General features: G+C 35.1%; 8 protein-coding genes and 1 pseudogene. All 9 read right to left on the bottom strand.

Features of this window, described 5'->3' with window-relative positions; all coding sequences use genetic code 11:
- Nucleotides 1-13: 13 nt before the first annotated feature.
- Nucleotides 14-505 carry a hypothetical protein gene (locus AC1Q51_RS00045; RefSeq protein ID WP_001111326.1) on the bottom strand — a complete coding sequence of 164 codons (492 nt, stop codon included), beginning with the start codon at nt 503-505 and terminating at the stop codon, nt 14-16.
- Between the two features lie 75 nt (nt 506-580).
- Nucleotides 581-1,024, bottom strand: a complete 444-nt coding sequence (locus tag AC1Q51_RS00040; RefSeq protein ID WP_006916875.1) for a hypothetical protein — start codon at nt 1,022-1,024, stop codon at nt 581-583.
- Nucleotides 1,025-1,102: 78 nt separating this feature from the next.
- Complete coding sequence (locus AC1Q51_RS00035; protein ID WP_492331288.1) at nt 1,103-1,822, bottom strand: hypothetical protein; 720 nt, start codon at nt 1,820-1,822, stop codon at nt 1,103-1,105.
- Between the two features lie 23 nt (nt 1,823-1,845).
- Nucleotides 1,846-2,967, bottom strand: a complete 1,122-nt coding sequence (locus tag AC1Q51_RS00030; protein ID WP_090976072.1) for a hypothetical protein — start codon at nt 2,965-2,967, stop codon at nt 1,846-1,848.
- A 13-nt stretch (nt 2,968-2,980) separates the two neighbouring features.
- Complete coding sequence (locus AC1Q51_RS00025) at nt 2,981-7,603, bottom strand: hypothetical protein (RefSeq protein WP_492331287.1); 4,623 nt, start codon at nt 7,601-7,603, stop codon at nt 2,981-2,983.
- Between the two features lie 76 nt (nt 7,604-7,679).
- A complete protein-coding gene (locus AC1Q51_RS00020) occupies nt 7,680-9,569 on the bottom strand; it encodes a hypothetical protein (protein WP_084064840.1) in 1,890 nt (629 codons plus the stop codon).
- A 23-nt stretch (nt 9,570-9,592) separates the two neighbouring features.
- Complete coding sequence (locus AC1Q51_RS00015; protein ID WP_084064844.1) at nt 9,593-11,728, bottom strand: hypothetical protein; 2,136 nt, start codon at nt 11,726-11,728, stop codon at nt 9,593-9,595.
- 122 nt (nt 11,729-11,850) lie between these two features.
- The gene (locus AC1Q51_RS00010) at nt 11,851-13,527 is read right to left on the bottom strand and encodes a hypothetical protein (protein ID WP_001146340.1); all 1,677 of its coding nucleotides are present in this window, start codon (nt 13,525-13,527) and stop codon (nt 11,851-11,853) included.
- Between the two features lie 149 nt (nt 13,528-13,676).
- Nucleotides 13,677-14,321, bottom strand: a pseudogene (locus AC1Q51_RS00005) (hypothetical protein); the annotation flags it as partial.

Genomic DNA, 14,321 nt, shown 5'->3' with positions numbered 1-14,321 from the left:
AAGTAACTATTTTTTATACGTACTGATATGCAACACGTGTTAAGAATGCTACGTTTCCTGCTGTCGCGTTACCTGGGACATTGGCACGAAGAATAACTTCTGCATAATTTCCTTTTGCATTCGTTTTATTACCATCATTTTTAACACCTAAAATTTCATTTGCATTTGGAGAAAACGTACCATCAGTATTCGTTGAATTTCCTCCCGCCTGGATTGGATGAGTAGAATTACCTCCAATAGGTGTACGGCCAGTTTCAGCTGCCGATGCAACAGTCACCTCAACCCATTTATTTGTTACTAACTCACCCGTATTACCACCTGCACTATCTTTTGTCGTAATAGTACAGTTTGTCATAGTAGATAAATCTGTTGTTCCCGCAAAGTTATTCCAAATTAATACTCCAAAATCAGAGGAAGGTGTTCCTGCATCAATGGTCCCAATATTCCAAGACGGTACAGCTCCTGAGTTGTCTTGTTTTCTCCAATTCACTTGTGGTGCTGGCATATAAATGACCTCCTAATTTTTATTTACACTTTAATTATCGCTACATCTCTTTATAAAGTTGTGATGAATTGTTTATTATTCTTCGAGAGCTAATTCAACTACCAACTCTACAGTAATATCTTTTACGCCCTTACCTACCTCTTTGATATTGATTCTAAAGTGATCATCACGATTAACAGCTAGTTGTGACGGTTTAAAAGAATATGGTGTAGAGGACGTACGATTAGATTTGCTCTTCCCATCAATAACAAGTTCATCAGCAAGAATGCTATGCCAAATAGGTGTTGTATCATATGAACTTTGACTGCATCTTTCAATGTCGATACACGTTTTTGATTCTCCCATTGTGCCGCACGTTACATACGCATCAATTAACTCTCCCTCATAAGGGAAACGTAATTCTGTACGAACAATACCTACTTGTACAATAGATGGCACAACAAATACCATCACTTTATCGTCAAGCTTCCGTATACGCCTGTTATTGAGATGTGCTCTATTGTAAGCAATAAAATCCATAAATTTATCCTCCTTATAAATCGAGGTATGCACTGTCATTATAAGAACTTTCCATTGGAAATTAACAAAGGGATAGACTTAGCTATCCCCTCGTACTGTTGTCTTTAATAGTCTTCTAGTTGCAGGATCATATGAAAATTCCCTTGTAACCTGTTGAGATAGACTTCCAAGACCATCTGTATAATATACAGTCTCTGTTTTCAATTCACCCTTGACCATAGGTGCCTCGTTCTCATAATACGTAAACTCTCGAATAATAGTATGATCTCCCGTGATAATTTCACGAATAATTTGACCTCTTTCATTATATTCATAGTCTATATCTACACTTGAATTTCCACCGTACACCAATTCTAACTGGCGTTGTATTTCATCTAAACGTGCATCTAACGAAATATGAGGTTTATCACTCTCTCTGAATTGCCGAGCATCATATATTTCCTTTTGTAAGTCATAAAATTGCGTTCCACTAATAGTAGCTTGCCCCCTACTACAATATTGGTTTTTATAGACTTCTATGTACACCTCATCACCAATTTGTAGCTGTATAGAACGCTCTTCATTTTTTGAACCTACACCTAAATGGATGTGATAATCATCCAGCTCAATATAATCAACTCCGCTTAGTAAACGCCGGCCATTATAATACACTTTTAATAGCCCTTTATTTGGTTCATAAGTATGACCAACTGGTAAAATAGGATTTGATGTACCATATGTTTTCACGAAATCCTGATCAACAACGTGTAATATTTCATCCCAATCTTTTGTGATAGGACTATATCTATGGAGCTTCATTCTTGTTCCCATTTAGCCACCCCTTATTCGTTTCTTATTTCCAAGAAGAAGTGTGAAGGTCTCATCTGTTGTTTTATTTTTTCAGGATCGGTTGTATCGACCCTAGCAATTCTCACCCAAAAATCCTTTGATTCTCCTTCATGTAACGTTCCGATACGTATTGTTGTATCTTCATATTGATTAGGAGTACCGTTGTTGTCTGTGGCAAGATCACACCATCCCCAGCCAAACTCTTTTTTATAAACAGCAATCTGAATTTCAATATTCTCTGCTACATTTCCCGAAGTATCGTTTAAGACAGTCAATTTTTGTTCAATTATGTCACTTTTCAGTGCACCTAAATGTGTAGCTTTTGTTTCACTTAACTCTTGGCCTTTCCATTTTACTTTTAAATTTGTACCTCTTAAAAACAGATCGCCGCCGTACATTTCAGCATATTCTTTTTGTTCATCTATTAAAACATACTCACCTGTCTCATTCTTATCGTAAACTCTAATTTTCCCCTTAAAAGGAATGGTAGGTAATTCGATGTCTATACCTGAATATCCATCTGGAACTATTTGAGTAGTTACAACATTTCTTTCATAATCAATTAACTCAACTTTATAAAAACTATTTAAATTACCAACACTAATATTTGTACCCTTACATAAGATAACCCTTTCTACAATAAGGGGTGTATACCCATCTCTTGGCGTCCCTTTTAATACAACTCCAGCCATAGCTGGATCGATACAAATTGTTGAGTCAAATAGCTCCCACGCATTTCCTCGCTCTGCAAAAAAGGTCCACAGATTTTGTTTTTTTACTGTTCTCCAAATATTATAGGTATTCTCATGAATGCTATCTTCACTTTCCAAAAACTCAACTTTCTCAAGAGCATTCTTCCAAATAACGAGACCACCTTCATCTCCCAAATATTTTGGTGTATAGTTCGAATGCACTTGTAGTAACAATTCATCTTCATTTTGAGGAAGAGAAAAAAGAGCATTTGTACTTCTATCAGTAGAGTTGTGTTTAAGTACTAATTGTTTATCAGAATCACTGTACGTATAAGAGTCAGTAGGGGATACGATCCAACGTGAATCAAGTGTTTCGAAATTATCATCAAAAATAAGTCCAGTCTGAACCCTATGAATGCTCAATAGTAACTTCCTCCTATCGCGTCTTCTTAATATTCCAACCATTCCATGCAGGGAATGGTTTACCCATAATGAGCCATACTTTATCCTTTTCTTTTTCATCCCATGGCTTATCTGGTTCAGGTAAGCCTATACCTGTATCATCTTCATCAATTACATTCATTTCATGCTTTCTTTCAATATTTAAATCCACTTCATTTTCTATAGAAATTATATTTGAATTCGAATGCATTCCCTCATCAATTTCATCAATAAATCCATAATTCCCTTTATTAATATTTAACAATTCCTCATCTTCTATAGACATTGTATTTGATATTAATTTTTTCGTTGTAGTTTCACTATCTATTGTGATATTTGAAGCAGAATTAATGTTTATCTGTTCTTCTTCATCCAGTATCATTATAGTTTCATTACTTGAACTTCCCTCTTCTTCTTGGAAAATCCTTATTTTCTTCTTATTTACCTGTTCTGTTTGCATTTCATCTTCTATTGTCATTTTTCTATTTTTACGTAATATTGTTTTATCAAATTGTTCTTCGATAACATCTAAGAATACATTACATTCTGCTAAGGTACTTTCTTCTACCTCTGTATCTACATGAATTCCCGAAATTGCCATTTCATTATTGTTTATAATTGAATCTGTTTCTTGACTATTACTCGCAAAATCATAGTGATTTATAGTAGTTTCGAAATTACTTTCTGAACCTGCAAACTCTATTTCTTCTAATGTTGTTTCTCTATCATTACCACTATTTACGAATTCAATTGTTGCAATATCCACTTCATTTGATGCATGGTGATCTGCTAAATTCGCATCTATAACTACAGTGTCTATAGTTGCACCCATTTCACCTTTAATAGTAGGATCAATAATTGACTCATAAGTATCTCCCAAACTCATAAGAGCCCCATCAGTAACTACAACTCCAATTTCATTTGTTTGATTACCTGAAACTGTATCTTCAATGGTAGCATCCTTTTCTTTCCCTATATTGGTTAGTACTTGATTGTTCATTTCAATATCAAATATGTTAAACAGATGAGCTAAATGTTTTCTTTCTACTGCAACGTGGATTTCACTTCCACTTAATGCGCTTTCTACATCTTGTATCATTGTTTCATATTCTTTATGAATAATTAATGGTTCTACCTCTTCTATTAACGTTTCATAAGTCTCTCCTACTATACCTTCTGATACATAATCCAATAGAATACCATTGTCTTTTTCAGCCATATTTGACATTGTATTTTCCTTATAGACAACACTATCAATTATCCCATCAGATTTTGCTGTACTTAGATTAATGAGGTAATTTTCCTCTTCACGAAGATTTTGAAATGCTCTATCGTCACTTTGCATATACACTTCTAGCGTTTCTTCCAGATTCATATCTAGTAATTTATCGACGTGTAATTCTTCTTCGCGTTCAATTTGGGCTGCTATCTCACCATTTTGCACATACGTTTCTAGTGTTTTTTCAAGATTCATGCTTAGCGGTTTATCGACATGCATTTCTAACGTTTCTTCCAGATTCATGCCTAACAATTTCTCTACTGTTGTTTCTTCTTCGCGTTCGATTTGTTCTGCTATCTCACCACTTTGCGCATACGTTTCTAGTATTTTCTCCAAATTCATACTTAGTGGTTTATCGACATGTATTTCTTCTTCACGTTGTAATTGATCCAATCTATCCATACTTTGCACATGCATTTCTAGCGTTTCTTCCAGATTCATGCCTAACAGTTTCTCTACAGCTGTTTCTTCTTCGTATTCAATTTGTTCTGCTATCTCACCAGTTTGCGCATACGTTTCTAACGTTTTTTCAAGATTAGTGCTTAATAGCTTCTCGACATGTAGTTCTTCTTCGTTCATTCGTTTTGCTTTATTACTATTTTGTACATACGTCTCAAGCGTTTCTTTTCTATTTTCATTTTGTTCTGCCATATTACCGCTTTGTACATACGTTTCTAATATTTTTTCATGTTTCGAACTCACTAACTTCTCAATATATACCTGTTCTTTATGATCAGTTTGATTCGCTCTATTACTATCTAATAAATACAAGTCTCTTGTATTATCTAGAACAGCATCAATTAGATATATTTCATTGGGCTCTTCTTCTCGTTCTGCAAGCGCTGCTGAATCGTTATTTTGAATATAGGTTTCAACTATATTTTCTAATTCCAATCCAATTAGATTATCAACATGAGCTTTTTCTTCTCTCTGTATATCATCTGCTATCATGCTGGTTGATACATCCGTATTCAATACCTTTTCACTTTTAGCATCTAAATATTTCACTAAATTTATTTCTTTTTCTTGTTTCAATTGATTTACTACATTACTATCTTGAATATAAGATTCAAATATCTTTTCAAGTTTTGAATTAATCAGTGTGTCTTGCTGAATTTCCATGTTCTTTTCGGGTTTATTTACTACACTTTGTTCTTCTACACAAAGTTCTAAATTCTTCTCTATCTCCCCAAAATCTCCATAGTCATTCGAAATATCAACTAAGATTTCTCTTTGATCACTTAAGATAGTTGTTGAAATAAATGTGTCAAATTCTTTATCTAGATGATACTTAATTTCATTTTCTATAGTTACCTCATAATCAGCTACACTATTTTTAACAGAAATATTTTGTTCAATTTCTGTTTCATTTGTTTTTTTCTTTTCACTCTTTTTTACTACATGTGTAACCACTACATCTTCACATTGTTCCAACACACTTGAAGAAAAACCATCTATTTTAGCGTCCTTTAATAAAGAGTGAGTTTGCATTGTATTTAACTCGTTAAGTTCAACATCTATCATATCCTCATTGCTAAAGGCCTGTTCTATAGCTATTAATTCCCCTTTAAAAGCATAACGATTAGCGCCATTCTCTAAATTATTCAAATGACCATTTTGAATCTGAAATGTTTCACCGGAATTTATAACAACCTTTTCACCAACTTGGTAATTTCTATCCCCACTAAGTAGATTTAACTTTTCTGCTTCACGAATAAATTCTGTGCTATCCAATAAAGTAGTAACATTCGCTTGATAATGACTACTAAAGTTACTATTTAATACTGAATCTTCAAATCCATACTTAAATGATTTGCTTTGTGTTTTTTCCATATTCAGTGACTCAGAACCAGAATGGTAAACCTGACCTAATTCAAATCCTGATAAATTATTTTGAACATTTTTATACTTATCTGCAATGATAAATTTCTCACTATTCTTCGTATACTGATAAGATTTACTATCTTCCATTTTATGAATTAGCTGTTTTACAGACTTGAAAGAGGTACTACCAATGTACTGACTAAAATCGTTCAAAGTATAATTCACATTTGCCCTTGGCACTGTCATTGAATCTACTCTTACGTCTGAAATATTCTTACCTGCACCTAAACCCTGAATAATTACATCATGTACGTTTCTTGTTTCATCTAATGAAGCTTTCTGATTCATTAATCTATAGACTTCACTAGCTTCACTTAATGAAGCTATATGAGACACACCCTCGTAAATTTTAGGTTCAATATACGCCTCATATACATCAAATGGGACTAATCCATATAAATGATAATTCCCCCTACTATCCTGAGAAACGTTTCCTTCTAATGCAATTAAAGATCCTGTTTCAGTATTTGCAACCTTACTTGATAACAGCTTATTTCCATTACTCATTTCATGCTTTTCTAGAAAACCTAAAATTCCTTTATAGGATTCACCTATATCTCCTAAATTCAGAACGCCTTGAATTGGTGTATCTTTTCCTTTTAATATTCCTTCATCAGGATAACTTGTAAAAATAACTTTAAAATTCTCAATCTTATTGGGCTCTTTCCCAAATTCACTTAATTTGTTACCCTTATCCAATTGGCTATAGAGAGCATCCCAAACCACTTTTAAAAAATTAGCTTTTGCTATTTCTACAACTTGCTCGCCATATTGTAAGGTTAGTAACCTTTCTTCAGTATTGATTTGCCCACTTTTAAATAATACATCTGCTAATTCTTTTACTTGATTATGACCAAAACTCGGTAATAACTCGAGTAGTTCTAAACTAATATTTTCTCCAATTAACTCTTTCAAAAAGCCAAAATCATACGAATTCCTTTCACTATAAACCCTCTTATTACTACTTTTAAATTCAAATGGAGTTTCTGTATGAATCATCGACTTTTTACTAGATTTCAAGTCATATTTGTTTAGTTTCTTAACTAGATTTGTATTAATTTGACTAATAACCTCTCCAAAATAAGCGTAAAAATCCTTATTCTCTGTTATTCCTATTAAATTCCCTTGTCGTGCACTTTTATCCCCTCTAGTTAACGCTTCTCCTACCTCCGCTATATAAATAAGACTACCTTTTTCTAAATTTAAATTGGAGCCTTCAAATATAGTTTTGTAATCAGCTAATACAGAGTGCATCGCACCAGCCGCTCGTTTCACTTTTGTACCCATTTTCATATCATCTAAAGCTAACGCACTATACCTATTCCAAGGATCAAAAGCCAATGGGACAACATCTAGATTAGGTACATTTTGATGACGATTGAACCTGAATACATATCCCTTTTTATTATAAAAAAGGGTAGTGAAACTGAGTAAATAATGCTTACTGTTACTCATTTTCCACCACCCACCTTTCGACAAAGTAAGACTTGCACCGTAGTATTCGGTACAAGTCATGACTTAGTTGCGGTTATTATAAATTTTCTTTTAAGAAACCAAGTCCAATAGGAGCATATGGAGTCATGTTCGCTAAACGGAAAGGTGTTCTAGGTGTATCTGCTAAAGTGTAACGATATGTTTGGGCGTAATTATAAGAAACAATCACTTCTACGCGATCTTTTGGAGCATCACCCAAAATTAATCGTTTGGTAGAACCATCTACTGTAAATTTCCCAGCAGCTGGAGGTGTATCTGCTTTATATTCAACATAATTCGTTTTAGTTAACGTATTACATCCAGCTGAACTTACTAAGCGAACTTCAAATTCATCATCGATTGTAGGTCTATGGAATAAATGAAACTCTTTGATTGCTCCATCTCCTGTACCTACTTGCTCGTTTTCAGATCGTTCTTTTACTTCTAGTTCATCTAATTGTGAGATATTTTTTGGATGAATTGCATAAACTTCATCTAGTCTACCCACATAACCATCAGAAGGATGAACAATATACATTGGCGAAATGTGATATTTATTAGAATATACAGACGGATTAAAACGAGACTCATGGCTTGGATCTACGTCAGCATCATGAGTAATAAATGCTAAATAGTGTTTTTGATACATTGCCCCGCCAACAGTTCGTTGTACAAGTACAGAACTATTACCATTAGATGTATTTACACCATAGTCAACTACACTACGTCCTAATTTCATACCCGCCTTATATTGAATCTCATCATCAGAACGAGCTCCACCAATAATTACATTATTCATTCGAGGAGTCTTACCAATTGTCGATAGACGTCCAATATATAATGGTGCAAAGAACGTACTTTCAGGATCCGGCGCAGGATCTAAACGGAAGTAAGAAACGATACGATCCTTTGTAATATTTCCCCAATAATAAACTTGAGAATCTCGTCCCCATCCTAAACCGATATCATTTTGCGGAATAAACGATACGGCTGTTGGTAATGAAGGATAAACAAAGCGAACTGCATCATAAGCTGCCCCCATAAGTTCTGTTGGAACTTGCGGATTAAACTTATTTACTTCAATATCTCCATAATTACCGTTTGCATCTTTTACATATTCTAGTTCATAGTCAGCGAATAATGCTAACGGCTCAGTTCCTCCTGAAAACGTTACTGTACCGGCCTCATGGTCCACAGTATAATCAGCGGAATCAAGAGGTACTGTTCCAGTTAATTTATCATAGAACTTATATGAATTCTCGCGGATACGTTGGTTCCCTTTCTTCATTTTAAAGCTAAATACTCCACCTTTTTTGTCTTCTAACTCAGCCAAGTCAGGGCGTTCAGAACGTAAAATAAATCGAGTAGGGATAAATCCTTCAAACGTAAAGAACCATAAGCGTTTTACTAGATCAGGAGCATTATCTGTAAGCGAGTATGTAGAAAGAACCTTACCTACTTGACTATCATTGAATGTTACCGTCCCTTTCTCTCCATCTATTAAATACTTTGTTGTAGCTTGGTCAATCATTGAACCATCTTCACGATATAAAATTACACTAGAAGGAATAACGGGTTTAACCATAAATTCAAATACTGTCTTTGTTTTTTTGGCCCCACTAGGAGTTACATCCTTCATTTCACCTAAAAATGTATCTTTTGAAATTACAGGTTCCTCTCCAAGCTTTCTCACATTTCCACCATAACCTGTCGTGAATCCAAAGTAGCGATGTTGTTTATCACTACCTTTCGATTCAAATAGAAAAGTTTCAGCAAAAGTTTTTCGGTATGGATCCTTCTTTCCATTTGCATCTGTTAAAGGCGATACCGCACGGTATTTCCCTAAAGTACTCCATCCTCCCGCATTAAACAACTTCTCTAAATCTAAAGGTAGAAGTTGCACGGACAAATCTACATCGAAAAATCCATCTGTATTAATTAATGACATATTGGTCACCCCTTCTATATTTATTAAGAAACCTCTATAGGTGTTGCAGTAATACCTACAGATTCGTTACCGGCTGAATCCACCGTAGTAATTTTGATCTCAGGTTTAAATCCTGTGTTTAATCCCATTAATCTATAATAAGTTGTTCCAGTAATTCCAGTAGCATAGATCTTACCATCTAAGTAGATATTGACATGCTTTAAATCCTTATCTGTAGGAAGTTCAAATTCTACATCAATAGTCTGTGATATTGGACTTAATACTTTAGTAATCTTCACTTCTCCTGGAGGAGTTTTATCATTCTTAATGTCGTGAGGAACTTCATTTGGATTAAAGTCCTCAGAATAAATCCCCAAACCTACAGGACGGAAAGGTGTAACAGGTAGCTTCGTTAGAGGAGATACCGCACCTATACTATGTGGTTTATACATTTCATAAACTTTTTCCGGACAGTTTTGTTTTGCAACACGTAAGTTCGTTGCACTCATTCCTTGTGAGTTAAAACCAATTGCTTTATCTAAATACCCCCTCACACCCTCTTCAGGATGAACTACATAAATTCGAGAGGAGTGTACTTTATCTGAGTATCGGGAAGTATTAAATTGATATTTATAATTGTTAGTTTTTTCAACCGGATTATATGCTCTCGGATATTTCTTACCAATTTCATCTACTCTATTTGGTGGTAGCTGGTTCGAAGGTGCGTTCCATGAGAGATAGTGAGCCTGATAACGTGCACCAAATCTTGAACGGGAAACCATTACAGAATCTACACCATTTGAAGAATGATGTGGATACAATTTAAGTAAAGGATAAATTGTTTCGCCAACAGTTGCGCCAGGATCATCAAAATCAAATAAAGATACTACATCTTCATTCTTCACTCGTTTGCTAGCGTTGTTAGTCGATAGACGAGCAATTGTCGCACCTGTGTCCCAATAAGGTGCACGCATGAATGTTCCAAGTTGCGCACGTTCAACAGTTAAATAGTTACCTTTTTTCTCAATAAGTTTAACTACCTCTGTACCATTAATCGTTAACAACGCTGGTGCCTCAGGTAATTTCGTCGCATCATTTACATAAAGGATTGTATCTCCAGGCATAATTTTCCGCCAAGAAAATGTAGTTTCTTTTCTAGTTGAATCCACACGCTTTACAGGTGGAATCGTTCCTGAAAATAATGCATAGCCTTCATCTTTATCTCCATCTAAAGAATTTATTTTACCGAAATATAGCGGTATAGTCGGAACCAAATTCTTCTCCCAAACAGGGGCTGTATCAGCTTGAAGAACTAGGAAAAATGTTGTGCTATCAATATGACCTTTGACACGAACTTCTGAATCTGTCCACCAGTTCGTATGCCATAAAGGATCGTTTATATGCTCTAAAAATTCAGCGCGCAATGTAGTCTTAACAATTGGTGACTGCATTACACGAGGATCAGCTTTTTCAATTACCGCTTCTTGCATATCAGTATCCCAACGTGTTTCTAACACTTCAATATCTAGTGCTGAACGTATTACATGGAAAGGAGAAGCTGATAATAATTTTTCTTCATAAATTAAGTCTTCTGGATCGTAGTCTCTATCTTCTACATGGTAGTTTCCTTCAAAATACTCATACCACCACTTAGACCAGTCATCTCTATCCCTATCTCTGTCTTGCTCAAAGGATGTACCACCCATACCTGGCATAGTAACGATAGAAACAATACCATCTTCTTTAACAAGATTAGAGTTTGGTAACTTCTCTAACATATAGAAATACAAGTTTGTTCTTGTTGTATTATCTACATACTTTTGTTTAATCCATTCATCCCAAGTAGGTTTCATTTTAAAGTTAGGATCATTAGGATCGGTATCATCGTGAGGTCTACGAATAGGCTGTTTTTTCTCATACTTGTACTTAAGAGGGAATTGGCTAATTGTCGCAAAACCTAGCAATTTCCCATCTGCATTTCTAAAAATGGTATGTCTTGCAATTGCATAATTGACTTGATCCGTTCGGCGATTGTACGCCCTAGTATCTACCGCAGCTTTATAAAAGTTCCTCACTAACGTCCAACCGTTATCAATTAACATTTGTGCAAATACGTCCTGCAAGTTATCTTCTTCAAACTTAGAGGGATAATCCTGAGGAGTTGAATCAATATATGGCATCTCATCACCCACTTAATCATTTTATTTTAATAATAGGTTAATTAGTTTTATAAATAGCAATTCTTCTATGTCATGTATATTATAGGTAGGTACCTTTCTTTCATAACATGTAAGTTGCATTACTACATTACGTTCACAGATACTTCAATACCTGCAGATTCATTTCCTTTCATGTCTACAGAAACTAGTTTAATTTTCACACCATTTCCTTTTGTCACATTTTTAATAGTATATGATTCTACTTCAGTGACACCTGTTGCATACTTCATACCATTTACGAAGATGTTAACCGTTGAGAGCTCCATATCATTCGGATTTGTCCAAGTAAGTAATACAGTTCCTTCTTGTGGATTTGTAGCTTTTAGGTTAGAAACATTAACTAGAGTCTTATTCGCTGCTGGTTTCTTAGAAGTATTTAGTGCTTCTTTGTACAACCCTAATCCCATTGGTCGAAATTGTGTGGATGGTCGCTTCGTTAGTGGTGAAATTGCACTAACTGGGACACACTGATATACATCAAAAACCTTTTCTGGACAACTCTCTTGACGAATTCTTAATTCACTAGATCCCATATTAATTGAATTAAATCCTACAGAGTTCTTTAAATATCCTCTTACTCCTTCTTCTGGATGAATCAGATAAATAAATGAAGTTTGTACTTTATCCGAATAACGTGAAGGATTGAATTGATAATTATTAATTCGTTCCCATGCTCGTGGGTATTGTTTATTACCTACTTCAGATACACGCTTAGGAGGCATATCTTGTGCAGGTGCATTCCAAGACAAGTAATAACTTTGATAACGAGAACCTAATTTAGTACGACTCACCATTACAGAGTCAACACCATTAGATGGATTAGAAGGATATTTTTTCAGGACAGGCATAATTTGACGCCCACCTTTAATCTTAATATCATCAAAGTTATAAGCAGCAACGCCATTTGTATCAGTACCTTTTGGAACAGTTCCTGCGAATAATGCGATAGCAGGATCACCTTCATCTATTGCTTCAATATCGCCAAAGTAAATCGGTACAATAGGTACGACATTATTTTCCCACATTGGTGTATTATCCGTTTGGATAATTAAGAAAAGACTATTACTGTCAATATGTCCTTTAATATTAATTTCCGAATCAACCCACCAATTTGTATGCATATAAGGGTAATCAATATTTTCAAGTAATGGTGAACGTAGAGATGACTCTACAATAGGCGACTGCATCACAACAGGATTCGCTTGCTTTACAAATTCTGAACCAGCACTTGTAGATTTAAAATCAATTTGTGTAACTTCAATATCTAAAGCCATTTGAAGTCGTTTTTCATCTGCACTAGATCCCGTTCCCCATGGGGTAAATAATTTATCTCCCTCTTTTACATCTGGTAATTTTTCCAACATATAAAAATAAAGAGATGTATTTACTTTTCTTTTTTCAAATTCTTTGGCCATATAGTTAATAAGGGCCTCTTTTTCAGTAGCTGTTGATTTAAAAGCATTGTAATATGGAATCCCTTTATCATGAGCAGTAAACTCCTTCCAATCTGCAACTACAGCAAAACCAAACAAATCACCTCGTGCATTACGTAGAATAATATGATTGGCAACTGTAAATTTTTCATCATGCCTTCCTTCTAAAGGATGATCTGTAACATAATAAGACCCTGTTACAGCTTTTTTAAACTCTACTACTTTGGTCCAGCCGTGTTTAATCAGTAAATCCATAAAACCGTGTTGTAAGTTACCTTCACGAACCTTATAAGGGGAAAGTGCAGGTGTGCTATCAATATACGGCATTTCTACACCTCTCTTTCTATTAATTAAGGACGAGATTTTACCCGCCCTTATTCTGCAACTTAGTTATCGTTATGAGTAGGTAATAAGTTGCAACTAATTACTTAAATTCATTATAAGTAGTCTTTTTATTCTGTTAACAACACTCATGTCTAATTAATAATTTTAGCTTTTAGTTTTACATCCGAAGGTACACTACTTCCACAATAAAGGGTATAACTCCACCTGCTTCCTTTATCTTGACCATCATTCATTACTACTCTTAATTCCCCATCATCAGGTTTATAATAAAAACCAAATGGACTTCCTTCTTTTTCCATTTTACGTGAAGTATCATAAATTAATTCATTATTAACAAATACTCGCATCCTATCTGGTGCAGAGAAGAAATCATATTCAACATAGCAGATGCCATCTTCACTTACAGCATGAATATATTCCCCATATCCCATGCCACCCTGTGCCGTTTGTCCGCATTTTAGTACATTTTTACCTGGTTTCTCACCTTCGCCTTCTGGCTTTCCACCTTCACCTTCTGGTTTTCCGCCTTCGCCTTCTGGTTTTCCACCTTCACCTTCTGGTTTTCCGCCTTCGCCTTCTGGTTTTCCGCCTTCGCCTTCTGGTTTTCCACCTTCACCTTCTGGTTTTCCGCCTTCGCCTTCTGGTTTTCCGCCTTCGCCTTCTGGTTTTCCGCCTTCGCCTTCTGGTTTTCCGCCTTCGCCTTCTGGTTTTCCGCCTTCGCCTTCTGGTTTTCCGCCTTCGCCTTCTGGTTTTCCGCCTTCGCCTTCTGGTTTTCC

It is taken from the genome of Bacillus sp. MT94 (genome assembly GCF_058792475.1).
This window is presented reverse-complemented; position numbering and strand designations above follow the sequence as displayed.